Origin of the sequence: Chitinophaga horti, from assembly GCF_022867795.2 — a bacterium.
Taxonomy (GTDB): domain Bacteria; phylum Bacteroidota; class Bacteroidia; order Chitinophagales; family Chitinophagaceae; genus Chitinophaga; species Chitinophaga horti.
The window spans coordinates 1,862,110-1,878,810 of the sequence record NZ_CP107006.1; the positions used below are offsets into that span (position 1 = coordinate 1,862,110).

General features: G+C 50.3%; 17 protein-coding genes. 6 read left to right on the top strand and 11 right to left on the bottom strand.

Annotated elements, in window-relative coordinates; all coding sequences use genetic code 11:
- Positions 1–32: 32 nt before the first annotated feature.
- The 3 genes from MKQ68_RS07470 to MKQ68_RS07480 all read right to left on the bottom strand — a co-directional run bounded on the left by MKQ68_RS07470 (position 33) and on the right by MKQ68_RS07480 (position 2,055).
- Positions 33–242: a bacteriocin gene (locus tag MKQ68_RS07470; protein WP_244838368.1), complete on the bottom strand. Its 210-nt coding sequence runs from the start codon at positions 240–242 to the stop codon at positions 33–35.
- Positions 243–458: 216 nt separating this feature from the next.
- Positions 459–1,385: a S41 family peptidase gene (locus MKQ68_RS07475; protein ID WP_264282746.1), complete on the bottom strand. Its 927-nt coding sequence runs from the start codon at positions 1,383–1,385 to the stop codon at positions 459–461.
- A complete protein-coding gene (locus MKQ68_RS07480) occupies positions 1,345–2,055 on the bottom strand; it encodes a TPR end-of-group domain-containing protein (RefSeq protein WP_264282747.1) in 711 nt (236 codons plus the stop codon). The genes MKQ68_RS07475 and MKQ68_RS07480 overlap by 41 nt, the downstream gene beginning before the upstream one ends.
- Before the next feature lie 180 nt (positions 2,056–2,235).
- On the opposite strand from MKQ68_RS07480, the gene MKQ68_RS07485 reads away from it, so the two are divergent.
- Positions 2,236–2,766, top strand: coding sequence for a hypothetical protein (locus MKQ68_RS07485; RefSeq protein WP_244838344.1), 531 nt, complete (start codon positions 2,236–2,238; stop codon positions 2,764–2,766).
- Here MKQ68_RS07485 and MKQ68_RS07490 read toward each other — a convergent pair.
- From MKQ68_RS07490 to MKQ68_RS07500, 3 genes are read right to left on the bottom strand one after another with little or no spacing between them, the layout of a single operon-like run.
- Positions 2,744–5,002 carry a xanthine dehydrogenase family protein molybdopterin-binding subunit gene (locus tag MKQ68_RS07490; RefSeq protein WP_264282748.1) on the bottom strand — a complete coding sequence of 753 codons (2,259 nt, stop codon included), beginning with the start codon at positions 5,000–5,002 and terminating at the stop codon, positions 2,744–2,746. The genes MKQ68_RS07485 and MKQ68_RS07490 overlap by 23 nt on opposite strands.
- A 2-nt stretch (positions 5,003–5,004) precedes the next feature.
- On the bottom strand, positions 5,005–6,024 hold the full coding sequence (locus tag MKQ68_RS07495) for an FAD binding domain-containing protein (protein ID WP_244838340.1): 1,020 nt from the start codon (positions 6,022–6,024) through the stop codon (positions 5,005–5,007).
- Positions 6,021–6,500, bottom strand: coding sequence for a (2Fe-2S)-binding protein (locus tag MKQ68_RS07500; RefSeq protein ID WP_264282749.1), 480 nt, complete (start codon positions 6,498–6,500; stop codon positions 6,021–6,023). Before MKQ68_RS07500 ends, MKQ68_RS07495 begins: the two co-directional genes overlap by 4 nt.
- A gap of 340 nt (positions 6,501–6,840) precedes the next feature.
- Between MKQ68_RS07500 and MKQ68_RS07505 the strand changes: the two genes are divergently transcribed.
- Both MKQ68_RS07505 and MKQ68_RS07510 read left to right on the top strand, forming a co-directional pair.
- The gene (locus tag MKQ68_RS07505; RefSeq protein ID WP_264282750.1) at positions 6,841–7,590 is read left to right on the top strand and encodes a DeoR/GlpR family DNA-binding transcription regulator; all 750 of its coding nucleotides are present in this window, start codon (positions 6,841–6,843) and stop codon (positions 7,588–7,590) included.
- A 74-nt stretch (positions 7,591–7,664) separates the two neighbouring features.
- Positions 7,665–8,468, top strand: coding sequence for an HAD family hydrolase (locus tag MKQ68_RS07510; protein WP_244838331.1), 804 nt, complete (start codon positions 7,665–7,667; stop codon positions 8,466–8,468).
- Here the strand turns inward: MKQ68_RS07510 and MKQ68_RS07515 are convergent.
- The 4 genes from MKQ68_RS07515 to MKQ68_RS07530 all read right to left on the bottom strand — a co-directional run bounded on the left by MKQ68_RS07515 (position 8,465) and on the right by MKQ68_RS07530 (position 14,542).
- On the bottom strand, positions 8,465–8,932 hold the full coding sequence (locus MKQ68_RS07515) for a hypothetical protein (RefSeq protein WP_264282751.1): 468 nt from the start codon (positions 8,930–8,932) through the stop codon (positions 8,465–8,467). The genes MKQ68_RS07510 and MKQ68_RS07515 overlap by 4 nt on opposite strands.
- 81 nt (positions 8,933–9,013) lie before the next feature.
- On the bottom strand, positions 9,014–12,061 hold the full coding sequence (locus tag MKQ68_RS07520; RefSeq protein WP_264282752.1) for a beta-L-arabinofuranosidase domain-containing protein: 3,048 nt from the start codon (positions 12,059–12,061) through the stop codon (positions 9,014–9,016).
- 146 nt (positions 12,062–12,207) lie between these two features.
- Entirely contained in the window at positions 12,208–13,410 is a 1,203-nt protein-coding gene (locus tag MKQ68_RS07525) for a PQQ-dependent sugar dehydrogenase (RefSeq protein WP_264282753.1), read from the bottom strand.
- A gap of 127 nt (positions 13,411–13,537) precedes the next feature.
- A complete protein-coding gene (locus MKQ68_RS07530; RefSeq protein WP_264282754.1) occupies positions 13,538–14,542 on the bottom strand; it encodes a DUF3500 domain-containing protein in 1,005 nt (334 codons plus the stop codon).
- A gap of 244 nt (positions 14,543–14,786) precedes the next feature.
- On the opposite strand from MKQ68_RS07530, the gene rbp reads away from it, so the two are divergent.
- The 3 genes from rbp (at position 14,787) to MKQ68_RS07545 (ending at position 15,857) form a co-directional block, all read left to right on the top strand.
- On the top strand, positions 14,787–15,065 hold the full coding sequence (gene rbp, locus MKQ68_RS07535; RefSeq protein WP_264282755.1) for an RNA-binding regulator: 279 nt from the start codon (positions 14,787–14,789) through the stop codon (positions 15,063–15,065).
- A gap of 22 nt (positions 15,066–15,087) precedes the next feature.
- The gene (locus MKQ68_RS07540; protein ID WP_264282756.1) at positions 15,088–15,363 is read left to right on the top strand and encodes a hypothetical protein; all 276 of its coding nucleotides are present in this window, start codon (positions 15,088–15,090) and stop codon (positions 15,361–15,363) included.
- Positions 15,364–15,554: 191 nt separating this feature from the next.
- Complete coding sequence (locus tag MKQ68_RS07545; protein WP_264282757.1) at positions 15,555–15,857, top strand: hypothetical protein; 303 nt, start codon at positions 15,555–15,557, stop codon at positions 15,855–15,857.
- Here the strand turns inward: MKQ68_RS07545 and MKQ68_RS07550 are convergent.
- Positions 15,786–16,652, bottom strand: coding sequence for a toxin-antitoxin system YwqK family antitoxin (locus MKQ68_RS07550; protein WP_264282758.1), 867 nt, complete (start codon positions 16,650–16,652; stop codon positions 15,786–15,788). The genes MKQ68_RS07545 and MKQ68_RS07550 overlap by 72 nt on opposite strands.
- Positions 16,653–16,701 lie beyond the last annotated feature (49 nt).

Genomic DNA, 16,701 nt, shown 5'->3' on the forward strand with positions numbered 1-16,701 from the left:
CTGTTATCCCCTATATGATGAATAGCGGCTTACTATTCTTCGCTGCTGGATGAGCCGAACATGGAACCTAAACCAAAGTTAATTTTGGTGGAATTAGTGTCGCCATCTTCGTCTACAGTTGTGATACCAATGTAACCTTCGAGCAAGCCAGACAGGGCGCTGGAAGAATCGTTACCGAACAGGCCTAACAGGCCACCGTTAATCTGCTGCATCTCGTTGATGTTAAGTTCTTGCATTTTCATGGCTAAAATTTTTACGCGGTTTAAATAATCTGTGCCTACTCTGTTAAGGGTTTTCAGCTTGGTCCCTGTGAACCGGTTCTGAAATAAATTACGCATTTGGATGTCGCATGGATTTGCGTTTTGTGAAAAATACTATTACAAGTAGTTGTGTTTCAGTTATTTCCCAAATGGTGGAAATGTGATGTGTCTAATAATCATGCCATCGGCTGTAGTGCTTTACTGTATTGATTTTATCGCCGCCTGCAACGCTGTATCAACGCCATTACGCAAATCTTTTAATGTAGCACTTACGATCTTGTCCGGCTGTATACCAACGCCTACGAACTCAGTACCATCTCCCAGCATATCGCGTTTGGTGCATATGCGGGCGTTGCCGTTTCCGGGCAGTGTAATAAATAAAGGTTGACCCGAACTGCCACCAGTAGCTTCGCCGATGATGAGGCCACGTTTCATCGTTTTAAATGCGGCTGCAAAATCTTCTGCGGCGGAGAAGGTACGGGCGCTGGTGAGTACGATCACTTGCCCGTTGTAAGGTGTTTTATCCGGCGGTATTAATTTGCTCCTGTTAAGCGATGGTTGTAGCTTCCTGTTCCATGCGCGATGTGTAGGTTTGTAGTCGCGGGTGTAAGAGGTGTGTACCAATGCGGGCGTGTTCGCAAGGTAGTTGAGAATTGCCCATCCTACCGACGTGTTGCCACCACCGTTATTTCTTACATCGAAGATGATAGCTTTTGCTTTTGATATCTCCGGATAATTTGCAGCGAATGCCTTCGCACAGGAGTCGTTGCCGAAGGTGTTGAGCGCCACGTAGGCAATGTTGCCTGGCAGCATACGATACTCGAATGACGGCACACGCAACCTGGCACTGCGATCGGCAGACTTCACCCTGGCTATGGTATGCTCGCTGGTTTTGCCGGTAGCATCCCGTAGTTGCAGTTGTATGGGTTCATGTAAAGCGCCACTCAGTAATGCGTAATCGTAAGTGCGTGTTTGCCTGTCCTGCTCAGTGGATGCGCTCTGGTAGGGCGCAATGTAACGGGCTGCATATGCTTTGACGGGTATATTGTTGACGCGCAGTACTTCCATGCCCGTTTTGATTCCTTTAGCGCTGAGGGTTTCGTCGTATACACCAATGATGGTCACTTTGTCTTCGATGCCGCGTACGTACTAACGGCCTTGTGTAAACGGAGTCGGATAGTTCGGCGGGCAGGTATACGTTCGTGTGGCCGTCGCGCAGGCTCGCAGCCATTTCTTCCAGCAGGCGATAGTACTCTCTGGTAGAAGCCGATTGGCGTACTCTCGGCAGGTAGGCAAAGTACAGCGAATCGATATTGATTTCGGGCACAATATCGAAGTTCACAAAGTTGTATTTCACTTCTGACCACAATTTGGAAAGACCTGCAATTTTCTGGTCTTCGGGCAGATTAGGTTGGTAGGGTGTGGTGAATTGTTTTGACTCCCAAAAAGTTTTCTGGTTGAAGAACAGTGAAGTGTTTTGTTGTTGTCGTTTGCGGTTATGTTCCATCTGCTTCAATATTTCATGCCACTGCGGATACGTGTGCAGCGATAAGAGGTCCTGGTCTTTCACAGTGTTCTCCGGATCCGCATAGTTTTCATCTATGGCTCGTTGGAGATATTGAAAAGCCATCGCTGGTTTCCCTGCAAGCGCGAAGTAACAGGCGGTGTTGTAGTGTGATATTTCGAACTGTCCGCGGCTCATCTTATCGAGAAGGGTGTCGGCGGGACTTTGTGCGGCAGCTCGTGGTGCTTGCAGCAGGATCAATCCAATGGAGAGTTTGTAAAAGAGGTTCATACGACGTAGTAGTTTTAGAGAAGACGATCGGCCCCGTTAAAAGTTGCACGCCGTCTGCTGAAAAAACAATTGATTCGCCTGCTGTAACAGTTCATTCGCGTGGCTGGTCGCTATGAATCAGCAGATTGTAACTTGCGCCCTGTTTATAACATTCATTAAAACCTCAAAAAATCAATTCAGATGAAGTTTAACCCCAGGCTGTTACTGGCCCCTTTGTTTGCGGTCCTTTTATTCGCTTGCAGTAAAGAAGATAATGAAACGCCTGAACAGGGCGGCCCGGGCAACGGCACGCCCGGTAAAAGTGAGATCCAGATCCGTGTAGATGGTGGCCCCTGGCAAACCCGCGTAGCCGGTGCCGCAGTACGTTTCCGCGATGGTTATTATGCGATTGCTGATATCGATGGAGATGATGTTGGTAGTTACATTCTCATTAGGTGGATGGGTGGTGTGGGCACACATGCATACAAAGAAGTAGCGGCCAACGAAGGCACGCACGTACATTACCTGATCGATGAAGGCAACAATTATGTGCCTTACTACCTGACGCCTGCGGGCATGCACGTGAGTGGCGGTGGCGTTACCATCACCAGTATGGGCGATAAAGATGGATATATCACCGGTACATTCCTGGTAGACCCTGCAGGTTATGGCGATGTGCTGGACAAACAGGCGAAGATCGAAGGGAAGTTTAAAGTGAAGAAGGGCTGGTAGATAACAAGTCCTCCACTTTGATCGGGAACTTATTAATTCTGCGACCGGTCGCGTGAAAGATGGCGTTGGCAATGGCGGGCGGCATAGCGGTGAGGCCCACCTCGCCTACGCCTTTGATGCCCAGTTCATTGATAATGTCATCTTTCTCTTCTACGAAATGTACTTCCAGGTCATGCACATCCGCATGCACAGGCAAGTGATACTCCGCCAGGTTCGCGTTCATGAAACGGCCATAACGGTGGTCCATAATCGATTCTTCGCGCAAGGCCTTGCTGATGCCCCATACCATCGAGCCGATGATCTGGCTGCGGGCTGTTTTCGGGTTGATGATACGGCCCGCCGCAACCATCGTCAGTGCCCGGGTAACATCTACTGTGCCAAGGTCTTCGTCCACTTCTAATTCCACGAATGATACGCTGTGCGCAGCACGGGAATATTTCCTCCATTTGATGAGGTCGGGACCTGTGAATTTTTTGCTGGTGATGGGCTTGCCGTTATTGGCCGCAGCGATGTCAGCGAGCGTCATATGTAGCGCTGGATTATGCTTCAGCACAAGTTGCCCGTTCGTAAAGATGATCTCTTCCGGCTTCGCATCCGCCAGGGGAGAGTTACTTAAGCTTTTTGCTTTTCTGATCAGTTGTTTTCGTAGTCCTTCACAAGCGCCCCTGATGGCCATGGCCACCGATGCCGTAGTCGCTGAGCCGCCTTGTATGGCAGAAAAGGGTAGAGCGCTGTCGCCGTACAGTACTTCTACCTGGTCTAAAGGTAACCCCAGTTCGTCTGCCGCCACCTGCGCCATAACCGTGTAGGTGCCCGTGCCAATATCTGTAACAGCGCTTTTGATACGCAGTTTTCCCGCTTTGGTGAGGGAAGCTTCTGCACGCGCCGGAAACTGGAAAACATCCCAGATGCCCGTTGCCATTCCATACCCCACTAAGCGGTTGCCCCTGCGCATGCTGCGTGGTAAGGGTTGACGCTCGTTCCACCCGAAGCGGAGTGCTCCTTCTTTATAACACTGCCGCAGCTCTTTACTGCTGTACGGCTTATCCTTCGTAGCATCCGTATCACTGTAATTAATTAACCGGAACTCTACAGGGTCGATCCCTAATTGATAGGACAGTGCGTCCATTGTACTCTCCACGGCATGTACCCCCGTGCTACCGCCCGGCGCGCGCATATCGACAGGTGTATACACATCCAGCGGTACGAGCTGGTGTTTGAGTAGGGTGTTTTGGGCAGGATATAACATGTTTGCCCAGTTGACGACTACCTCGATATAATCCTCGAAACGGGAAGTGATGGCCACTGCTTCATGGTTGATAGCGGTGACCTTTCCATCAGCTGCTGCGCCGTAGCGGGTATGTTGAATGGTAGGCGGCCGGAAACCGAAGGTGAACATCTGCTGCCTGTCCAGCGTCACCCTTACGGGTGCTTTAAGCTCCAGCGCCGCCAGTACGGCAAAGAACAGTTGGTACTGCGGGCGCAGTCCCGATCCGAAGGCACCGCCAACGTAGGGCGATATCACGCGGATGTTTTTATAATGGAGTCCGAATACGTTACCAATATACAGCTGCGAGTTGATCGTGCCCTGTGTTTTATCGTATACCGTGAGTTTGCCGGGGCCTTCGTAGACCACCGTGGTGGCGAATAGCTCCATCGGGTTATGATGCTCGTAGCCATGTGTAAACGTGGCAGATGTTTGTGCTTTGGCTTTTGCATATGCCTTTTCAAAGTCGCCTGATGGTTTAGGTGGCGGCGGCTTCAGCACGCTGGCCAATCCGGCCTTGGGTTTGCGGGCATGTTGCAGGTTGGCCTGCAGGTTAGTATGAAACGCTTCCTGTTCATATTCGATGTGCAGGATAGAGGCGCCATACCTTGCCAGTTCAAAGCTCTCTGCCACCACCAGAGCGATCGGCTGTCCGTTAAAGCTGATGTTCTCGTCATGTAACGGCCGGAAAGGCGCGCCCGGCGGTGCATCCATGTCGGAATACAGCTGGTTGAACCAGGCGAGTGAAGGCCGGTTCTCGTGCGTGAAAACTTTGATGATGCCGGGTATGGCCTCTACGATTGCCGTATCGATCTTTTTGATCTTTCCCTTGGTAATGATGCTGTTCACGACATAGCCGTAGCGTAAACCTTTTGCAGGATACTCTCCCGCGTATTTCGCGATACCACTTACTTTGTCCGGACCTTCGAGCCGTGCGACAGGCTTGCCTGAGAGGTGATTGTTCGTCATGTTTATAAGGCTGATCTTGCGCCGGGAAGCTGACTGTCGGGCTGCAATGCCATGTGTGCATTGCGGACGATCGCTCTCCGGGCGAGGGTGAGTTTAAATGCATTGTGTTCATACGGCACAGCGCCCTGTAACAGGATGTCTGCCGCCCGTTCGAAGTGTTCAGGTGTGACCGGTTTGCCGACCAGGTAAGCTTCTGCTTCCGGTACGCGCCATGGCTTATGTGCTACGCCACCTAACGCCATGCGTGCCTGGCTGATATGCCCGTCTTCAATATCCAGCCCCGTAGCCACCGACACAAGCGCAAAGGCATATGAGTTGCGGTCGCGTACTTTCAGGTAGGAGTAGTGCTGTGCAAAGCCTTTTGGCGGTAACGTGATATGGGTGATCAACTCCGACGGTTGCAGCTGATTGTCGATTTCGGGTCTGCCCCCCGGGAGGCGATGAAAGTCGGCAAACGGGATGCTACGTGTGCCCAGTGGTCCTTGTGCCTCTACCGTAGCCTCAAGTGCAGCCAGCGCTACACACATGTCCGATGGAAATACCGCAATGCAATGCTCGCTGGCACCGAGGATGGCCATCATACGATTGTCGCCCTCCAGTGCCGAGCAGCCAGTGCCTGGTTCTCTTTTGTTGCAGGGAGTGGCGGTGTCGTAGAAGTAGACGCAGCGTGTCCGTTGCAGGAGATTGCCGCCATTGGTTGCCATGTTCCTGATCTGTGCCGATGCGCCTGCCAGTATCGCTTTAGACAGCAAAGGGTAACGCGATTCGATCAGCGGGTGATAGGCTGTGTCGGCATTCGTAGCGAAAGCATTGAGCCGCACACCGCCATCCGGCATGGCAGCTGCTGCAGGTTCTGCCGAGAGCTTCGACACGTCGATCATCACATCGGGCGTAGTGATATTGTATTTCCAGAGGTCGAGCAGATTGGTGCCACCGGCGATGAAGTAGCTGTTGATGTCTGCGGCTTTCTGTCGCACGGCTGCTTCCGGGTCGGCCGCATTATAATAGTGAAATGGCTTCATCGTGGTTGGTCTTTTACTTCCATGATCGCATCAATGATATAATTGTTCGCGCCGCAGCGACAAAGGTTGCCGCTCATGAGCTCTTTCACTTCCTCCCGCGTTTGTGCCCTTCCTTCCTGTAACATACCGATTGCGCTGCATATTTGTCCGGGGGTGCAATATCCACACTGGAAGGCGTCGTGGTCGATGAAAGCTTGTTGCAGGGCGTGTAGTCGTCCGGGTTGACCGACACCTTCTATGGTGGTGATGTTACTGCCGTTTTTCATAACGGCCAGGGTGAGGCAACTCAGTGTTCGTTTGCCATCGCATAATACCGTGCAGGCGCCACATTGTCCGTGATCGCAACCTTTTTTGGTACCCGTGAGGTCGAGGTGTTCGCGGAGCGCATCGAGCAGCGACACCCAGGGTGCGAGCGAAAGCGTACGGGGCGTGCCGTTGATTGTAAATGAAATGTTGGTCGCGAGTACATTGGTCATAACGCGTTTTCGTGTGTCCCGCAAATGCTATGCCCGGGTTATGCCATGTGTATTTGATTTAGATTGCCTTTCGATTGCAGGGTTCGGCTAGCACTTTTGTGCGATTTTGATTGGCTGGGTAAAAAAGTGCCTTGTTTCTGGGTAATTTGGTGTTGCAAGATCCCGTAACGATTTGTTGACATCCCTAAAACTTCCAACAGGTACAGGTACTCAGATCAGCATGTTTTATTTTTGGCGTTTTTTGCATACTGCAAATTTCTGCGGTACGGCGCATTATTTTGCAAAATTGCATAGTTTTGCATGATGATTAGTCGCCCCTAATTTTCTCAAACACAAACTTATGCTTAAAGAAAAACGCTTCGAAGTTATACTGGGCAGCCTGCAGACAAAGGATATGGTGACTTATGAGGAGATGGCGTCGGAACTGAACGTCTCGAACGATACCGTCCGCCGGGATATTGAGCATTTACATAACAGCGGACTGCTTTCGAAGGTACGCGGCGGCGCGATACCACGTGCCATGAACCCTTTGAGCTTCCAGGACCGGCAATCGTATCTCCGGAAGGAAAAAGACACCATCGCATTGAAGGCGCAACAGCTGATCAAATCCGGAATGACCATTTTTATGGATGGTGGCACGACCATGTGCGCAATCGCTTCCCTGTTCCCGCGCGATATCATTTTGACTGTAGTGACCAACAACTACGCGCTGATCGATATACTGGCCACCTATAAGAATGTATACGTGATCGTGTTGGGTGGCAATTATAACCGCCATCTGCAAATCTTTTACGGGACGCAAACCTGTACTGCCGCAGATAACTTCAATGTGGAATTGTACTTCATGGGTACCTGCGGATTAGACGCCAAGTTCGGCGTCTCTACTATTTACCAGGAGGACGCTCAGGTGAAACGTGTGATGCTGAGATCGGCCAGGACTGTCGTCGCGCTGGCTAATCGCGACAGTCTCCGTAAGATGTCCACTTATAAAATTTGCGATCCCGGCGGGATAGATGTGTTGATCACTGATTTAAACAGCGACCATCACGCCCTGAATGATTACCGGGAATGGGGAATCCAGATTCTCTGATAAGTGTTTGCGTAATTTTGCAAATTTGCATATATTTGCATAGAAGGAAAAGTGACTTAAAAAGACAACAGATCATGATAAAACTTATTGTAACCGACCTTGACGGTACACTACTAAACGATCAGCACCAGGTACCGGAACGCTTCTGGGAAATTGCAGATCGGCTATTTACCAACGGCGTCAAGTTCGGCATTGCCACCGGCAGGCCACATTTCAGCATCACCGAAAGCTTTGGGGCCATTATGAATGACATTTATGCGATCTCGGACAACGGCAGCTTCATCGTTCATCAGCAAACCGAGATCCTTACCAAACCTTTGCCGTCGGACCTTGTAAAACAACTCGTGATCACTGCCCGGCAGGTGCCCGGTGCATGGCCTGTTTTATGCGGAAAGGAACAGTGGTATATAGAGACATCCGATGAGGCACTTATTGAGCACATCCGCATCTACCATAAACAATACACGATCGTAGACGACCTCACCAAAGTAGACGAAGTGATCCTGAAAATGTCTGTTTGCGACCTGGCAGGTGCCGAGCAAAATACCTATCCCTACTTCAAACACTTTGAAAACGAATTACAGGTGGCCACCGGCGGCAGCATCTGGCTCGACGTGACCCGTCCCGACGCGAACAAAGGTGAGGCGGTAAGGATGTTGCAAAAGCTACACGGAATTACACCTGAAGAAACACTGGTGTTCGGCGATTTCATGAATGACTACGAAATGATGAAAGCCGCAACGCACAGTTACGCCATGAAGAATGCCTACCCTAAAATTATTGAGGCCGCCAATTTCGTTACAGAGAAAGATAACAACGAAGCAGGAGTGCTGGAAGTGATCGAGCGGCTTGTGTTTAAAGAAACGGCAGCTGTCTAAAACACATCGAGGATCGCCGTGTCTTTCTTATTAAAAAGAAACCGGTCACCCACTTTTTTGTGTAACAATATCAATGCAAGCGGCGCATGAGGAGAAAGGAAAAATACCGTCTCATCGGCTATGCGCTGCTTGCCTAATCCTGCCGCAATAAAGAACGAATACTCCGCGCAACGTACGTACGCGCCCGTTTGAACGGCCTCAAATATCACCCCGGTATTTATCTTCTGCAAATGCTCTAACTCCTTCTGGTTTTCTGCCTGCTGCCTGGCATACATATCCTTCTGCAGGTGCCCCATCGCTCTCCCGGTTTCATACTTATCTCCCGCAGAACTTTTCCCTTCACTATTCGCCGCCTCCTGCGCATCGTCGATCAAAGCCTTCGTGGCAGCGATCCGCTCCCTGATGATCAACTCTGCCGTAGTCTTCAATTGCGTCTTAAAACCGATCTTTTCCTGTGGCGTCATCCGTTCATATAGATTTAAAGCCAAGATCGGTAAAAGTTGGCAAATCACCGCAGGGTAGCAAGATCACAGAACGGCCATCGCTTATCTCAATTTCACATCAAGATAAACAGAATGCCGCCCGTACGTTTCGTAAAACGGCTTGAACTCCACCTCATCGATCGTAAACTTCAACTCTTTCGGATCGCCTTTGATCGACTTGCTGATATCGGCAGCGTCGAGGGTGATCTTACGCCATTCTTTCCTGGCTTCGGGTTCCTGGGCGGCCAGTAATACGGGGCCGTAAAACAGGCTTGCAATGTTCTGTTGGTCCATTACGGGGTCGAGGTGAAACTGGAAAGGCATCTTCAGGTCGATCACATCGCCGTCTTTCCAGCTGCGGGTGATGGTGAGATAGGTGCCCGGTTTAGCCGTAAGTTTCTGCTCCTTGCCGTTGATCTTCACAAAGAAGCCTTTCGTCGCCCATCCCGGTACGCGTACGTTCACATCGAACTTGCCACTGCCTTTGATGGTCAGACGGGTATTATCTTCATTCGGGAAGTTAGTCGTTTGTTCCACGGTTACTTTACGTTCGATCCAGTTTAAAGTGGACGGCACGTACAGGTTCACATACAGGGCCTGGTTATTCTTGCTTTTGAAGTAGATGGCGTTCTGCAGTTTGGTACTGCTTTCTATCGCGGTGCCGTTACAGCAGGTAAAGCCGGTCATATCGGCGTTGCCGAACTGTTTTACGGAACCGGGGCGTAACGGTACGTGGTAGGTGTTGGCCGGACTATTCTCCGCCACAGAAGCCAGGATATGATTGTACAGCGCGCGTTCATAGTAATCCATCAGCTCGGGCTTCTGGTTAAAAAGAAACAGGTCGCTGGTGAGTTTAAGCATGTTGTAAGTGGCGCAGGTCTCGTTTTGTCCGCCGGAGGAAAAGCCGTTCTCGTACAGGGTGCCGGGCTGACTGATGAAACATTCTGCATTCGCGGGATTGCGGGCGCCAGCTACGCCGCCGATGCTGTACATGTAATCATTCACGGCCTTGTACCAGAAGTTATCGGCGATCTTGTAATACTCCGGGTTGCTGGATGCACGATACATTTCAATGCTGCCAACGATCTGCGGGATGTGTTGATTGGCGTGCAGTCCACGGAAGATGTCGACGTTCTTCGCGAGTCCGTGTGAATGTTTTGTATCGCCATAAAATACGCGGATGTTATCGAACAGCTGCGCGGTTTTCAGGTATTTCGCATCGCCGGTTACTTCGTACAGGCGGGCCATCGATTCGTTCATGCCGCCAAATTCGCCGGCAATGTAGGTGTTCCACATTTTAATGAGCGTATCGGTAGGTACCTGGTTGAGGCGGGCATACACCCAGTCGCCCATGCCGGTAGCCACTGCCAGCGCTTTCTTATTGCCGCTCACCTGGTACACATCTATCAGGCCGGCCAATATCTTATGCAGCGTGTAATACGGTGCCCAGATCTGCGTTTTCTGCCCTCCATATTTAGCACCTTTTTCGAGCATGATGAACTGGTCCGGAGGATAAGCGCTGATGAAGCCTGTGCCCCAGTTCCAGTAATCGTTGCGGATGCCTTCGTCGCTGAGGTCGGAATCGTATGCCGATTTGCCCGGACCATAAGGCACTTTAGCCGGATCGGATATCCTCTCGCCGCCCGTTTCTTTCGCATTGCCCGACAGTTTCGACAGATCATAGAGAGTGTTCACCATATAATCCATCTTATCCGCAAATTTCGCCTGCAACGCTTTGTCGTACCCTGTACCGGCATATGCCTGCGCAATGGCGGTGAGGTAGTGGCCGGTCGCATGGCCTCTTAATTTGGTGTCTTTACTATCCCACACCCCGAGCGGTTTAGCACCTTCCGGTTGTGGCTGCCCGAACGCATGGCGGAACATGTAGAGGAAGGAGTTAGGATCTGTTTTCGCTAAGGTGTTGATGAACTTGTCGCGGTTCTCTACAAACTTGGTTTCGTGACCATGCGCGTCCATTTTGAGCGATACCTGGTTTAGCGGGAACATGTCAAGTTTGGATACCGGCGCTGTTGGCTTGCCGGCGGCCTTTACGGTTACAATCGCTTTCGGTTGAAAATTTGTACCCGCTACGCGGCCCGTAATCGTATACTGGCCTGGTTCCAGCACGGCGCTGTTATCTGTCGCTGCGGGCCAAATCACGCGTACTTCCGGGCCTTTCAAACCATTTTTATACGTGCCGGCGATATGGCCGGGCAGCCTGGGCAGGTTGCCAGCTTCTGTTTCTACCTTGATGTCTGATACGCTGGCGAGATAAGTATTGTATAACTGCGCCTCCGTGGGAGCGAAGTGCTGCAGATCATCTTCTTTTTTACCGGTGGTATTCACCGAGCCTTCGTTGACACCACGATTAGCTCCGGCGTAAATGCCGGCTACCTGTCTTCTCGTTAGCGGTACGCGGTAAATGCGGAAGTCACGCACCAGGGCATCCAGGCCAGGATCGGAAGCTGATAGGGACTTGCCAATATACAGCTGCGACTTGCCCGGTTGTTCGCCGAATACGGCAGACAATTCCGCCGGAATATCTTTCGCTTCGCCGGCCTGTTTGCTATCTACATAAGTGGTAATCGTTTTGGAAGGAATATCGATCACCACGACCAGGTGTACCCATTTGTTCGCTTCGATGGCCGCAGATACAGCGCCTTTTTTGCCTTTCTCCGCGATGATCGCGGCCTGGTAGCCTTCCTGGCCGCCTGCACCTACAGGCGCCGCAAAAAAGTGTTTGGACGCGTCCTGCCCGAAGTCGAAGAAATGTTGTCCCGGCTGTTTGGAACGCAGGAACACCCATCCGGATATAGAAAGCGATTCCAGGTCGGTCAACGCATCTCCCGGAAGGGAAAGATAACTGTTGTTAGCAAGCGATAACACTTTGCCGAAGCGCGCGTCGTTCACGAACTTCACGTCTCCCTGTGGCTTTGCATGCAGGTTGTTCCTCGACCAGTCCTTCGCATCCCCGTTGAACACGTAGCGTGCAATCATCCCCGTTTCTCCGATCCCGTCCAGTATCTGATCTCCGCTCTGCGCGCGGGCTGTAGTGGCGGTAAGAACGGCAATAAGGAGCAGGATGCGTGGGAATACATGGTACATTTTCATGGTTGAATACTAGTTGTATGTTTCAACGTTGAAACTAGGAAGAATCCGGGTGTGTGGATAAGTGGATTTTAGCTAATCCTCGGATGATATTGACAAGAATGGGGGAGCATAAAAAAAGCCCGCTCTGTGTGGAGCGGGCCGTTTATTTACTTTTTGCCGATGCGATATAGCTTACCAAAGTCGGTGACAGCATACAATGCGCCATCCGATCCTTCAGTGATATCGCGGAAGCGTTGTTTTTCTGACACGAGTAACCGCTCTTCGCCAACAACCTTATTATTCTCGATCACTAAGCGGCATATGTGCATGCCGCTGAGCGAAGAAACGAACAGGTTGTTCTTCCATTCTGCGATCTGGCGGCCGTCGTAGAACGTCATACCGCTCGGAGAAATTACCGGGTCCCAGTAGTACACGGGTTGTTCCATTCCTTCTTTCTGTTGGATAGCGCCGCCAATTTTACCGCCGGAGTATTCGATACCGTAAGTGATCGTAGGCCAGCCATAGTTTTTACCTGGTACGATGCGGTTGATCTCATCGCCACCTCTTGGTCCGAACTCGGAATCCCACAACTCACCGGTAACCGGGTGGAAGGCGATGCCCTGTACGTTACGATGCCCGTAAGTATAGATTTCCGGTCTTGCACCCGCTTTACCTGCAAAAGGATTATTGGCGGCGGGTTTACCATCAGTAGTGATGCGAATGATCTTGCCCAGGCCGGAGTTGAGGTCCTGCGCCTGCGGGCGTGTTTTCATATCGGAACGTTCGCCTGTGCTGAGGTACAGGTTGCCGTCCTTGCCGATGAGTACGCGGCCACCGAAGTGGAGGTCGCCATTATGAAAAGGTTTCGCCTGGTAAATCACCGTTACGCCTTCGAGACGTTTGCCATCGGCAGAGAGTTTGCCTTTTGCTACGGAGGTTACGTTCTCTTCGCCCACCGGTTCAGAAAAAGCCCAGTACACCATTCTTGTTTTTGCGAAAGCCGGATCGATGCAGATGCCGAGCAAGCCGCCCTGGCCGTCATCATCCACCTTCGGTACGCCCGCAACTGGTTCGCTGATATCGCCATTGGCAGATACAATGCGGATATTACCTGCCTTCTCTGTTACGAGGAAGCGGCCGTCCGGCAGCGCAGCAATACCCCAGGGGCGCTCCAATGAAGTAGTAAGCACCTTGGTATCATACGCGCTTTTGGTGGCCACGGCAGCGATGCGCGTTTGGCCTTTGAAAGCAGGCGTATACGCGGAGTTTGGCTTTTTAGTTTCGACAGAGGGGGCCTGTTGCGCATGGAGGCATGCGGAGGGAATCATAAACATGAAGCTACCCAGAATAGTCACAATTCCTTTGCTCATTGATTAATCCGTTTGAAAAATGAAGAAATGCTTTACCGGCATAGCCGGCGTTGTAACGCACAAATTACTATTTTTAGCGGCATAACCGTCTTTTGCGGTATGGGTGCGCGTTAAATTATATGAACGGCTACTGGTGAGCCTTTTCGTAATGTGCCCCGAGCATATCCTCCCCGAAGTCATTTTTCAGGTCGCGAAAACTGGTATGTACGTGATTACCATTGTTCTGCGTATTATCATACTCGATAAGAAACGTAGGCCCCTGGATGCGGTAATAATGCCCGCTGCCCCAGGTTTTACCGCCAGCCCAGGCAAAATGCAACTGCTCCCAGCCTGCATCGCCTATCTCTTTCCAAAGTATATCCGCCATCAGTTTCGTATAGCGGTCGATATACGCGGCGAGTAACCGTTTCAATTGCGCTTGCTGCGCGGGTTGCAATTGCCTGTAACTGAGTCCGGGAGGATCCTGCAGCCAGGCCTTCCTTTTATTGCCCGTGATGATGTCTGCCGGGGCTTTGTCTGCAACAACCGCCGTGGCTAGTTGTTTTTCATCCAGACCTTCAAGCAAGTCGAAGGCCAGCTGGCTTTCCTGCTTTAATATTTGTTGTCCTTTTTTAGGTCCGTCCGGCACAATCGCCGGGTTGGCACCCATGAACGCAGGCGTTACCGCGAACGTATTTTCTCCTGCGGATGTGAAGTTCAGTGCCAGATGATGCCCTTCCATCCGCCATCCCCAGGGCTTCGGGCCTTTAAGGTCGCCAAAGATGGAAAAGTAATATTTACCCGGATCGCGGTAGGTATCGTTATCGCCACGGCCTTCCAGTGCGCGGAGAATGATTTCCTGTTCAACGATAGTAGTCGCTTTTTTGTAGCCGGTGCTGCTCATGCAGGCTTTCAGCAGCTGGTACGCTTTCGCGCGTTGATTGTCTGTCATCGCTTTTAACGGCAGGCCTTTTCGCTCGCGCGGCACAAAGTGCCAGTTAAAACGTTCAGCATTGTCGAACGGGAAGATGGTGGCTGCGCGTTGGGCGGAATCGAGCGTATTGAGGAACGCGGTGGCGAGTCGTTTAATAGATTGACTGGTTGCTCGAAAGGTTAGGGAGGTGAGGAGAATCAGTAAGATGTATTTTTTCATGTGTCGTGGTGTGGAATAGCGTGAAAGTACAAAACCGGTGTTTAGTTCTCATGAATATATGTCGGGCGGTTTTTTCCTGTGATAAAAATAAAATCAACATTATCAATTAATAAGACTACCTTTAGAAGGACATCATTTGAGCCTTCAGCACATCATTACTGGAAATATTCCTTCCCCATTCGTTTACTTCCTTTTCTTTTTTGCTTTTTACTCAGATCATTCTTCATTTTTTTATATCATTTTTATGAACATTTATGTAGCCAATCTTACCAGGCTTGTTAATTCTCAAGACCTTACAAAACATTTTTCCGATTACGGCGAAGTTTCTTCCGCTAAAGTCATCAACGACAAATTCACCGGCGAAAGCAGGGGTTTTGCGTTCCTGGAAATGCCGGATGATAATGCCGGCCGTAAAGCCATCAGCGAACTTAACGGCAGCGTGATCGACGGTCGCAATATCGTTGTGAACGAGGCTAAGCCGCAGCGCGAACGTGAGCGTTCCGACTACGGCCGCAGGTGGTAGTTTCTTCACTAAAACGTAAACCATGCAAATACAGGAACTTTACAAGTTATTGTACAGCCGCATCTTTTACAACCTGGCTGATGCCAGCCGCATAAGGTTTAATAACCAGGTGGTTTTTATCGACCGACGCGCGGGCGTACCGTTTTCTTTAAAAAACGAAGAGGATGTTGTGTATCTCGAAATGCCGCTGTATAATAAAGAACCGTCATTGTTGCGGGTAGTAACCGATCATCCGGACGGCAGCCCGCTGCATCTGTATGAGAAAGAGAGTAACGTGGAACTACTTGTACTTGACTAATTAAAATACCATGGCCCCTGAACAATTGTTGCAGGGGCCATTTTCTTATTGATAGAGCCTGTATCCGGTTATCACAGCAAATAATTTAAAATTGTTTGCAAGGGGACCGATTAATTTTGGGGATCGCCGGCTCCGCTTTACAAACACATCCGATAAACTTCACCATGGAATTGCTTAATCTTGCACTTACCATGAATGAATTAATCGCCTACATCCTTCATTTCGGCAAACTGACCAAAGATCAAATCGATCTGATTACTCAACGGGCCACCGAACTAACGCTCGCCAAAGACGCGTACTTTTCCGAAGCCGGCAAAATTCCCCGGCAGGTAGGTTCTTTAGCGAAGAAACAAATCCGCAAACGGGAGAAATTCCCTGGTAAACAAAAAGAGAGTGGTTTACGCCACTCTCTTTTTAAAATATTATTGTTGCGGTTGGCCGCCTTTGAAGGTCACCGTTTCGCGCACGGTGGTATCGTCGTCGTACATGATTAACGTCCCATCGCCGTCTTTCAGGGTGCCGGCGTTGCGTTTGTTGCCTTTGCTGTCGTAATTGGCGACTACAGTCCACTGGTTACCATCTTTGAAGATAACCTGTATCCAAGGTTTACCATTCGGATAGTAGTAGGTGCGGAGGCCGTCGCGTTTGCCGTTCTTTACGTTAAACTGGTCCTGTAACACACCGGTTTCATAATAGATTTTCATTTCGCCTTCCTGGATGCCGTTGATAAACGTTACTTCCTCCGACACATTACCGTTTTTATGAAAACCGCGTTCGATGTATTTGCCACGGCCGTTGAAGAACTCAAATTCATTCATAACTTTAACGCCATCGATCCAATAGTCCCTGCTAAGGCCGTGCAGACTATCATCCTTAAAAGTCTGCAGCCTGACTACCGTACCCTTGAGATTATAGTACTTCCAGGTGCCGTTCAGCTTATCGTTCTTATAAGTTTGTTCTGCAAGCAGGTACAACTTCTGGTGATCGAGCGAGTCGATCAGGTACTGCCTTGTGATGCCGTTCCTTTTACCGCCTTTCACCTCGCTTTCGAAGTAAACCAGGGCGTTACCGCCCCCCTTTATGGCAGTGGTGTTGTTATCGTCCACATCGAAGTAGGCAATGCGGGTCTCTATGTAAGATTTAGTAGTGCCATTCTTTAAAGGGCCTGTCGGTTTAAAGGTTGTGGCATCGGCCTTTGTTACAAAGTGTTTTGGAGTGTATTTAGGTGCTCTTTGTGCGCTGGCCGTAAGTGTAAGGCCGGCAAAAACGAACAACAGTCTGAATTTCATGGCTAAGGGTAGGTTGATGTGCGGCAAATATAGGGTAAATTATATTTAT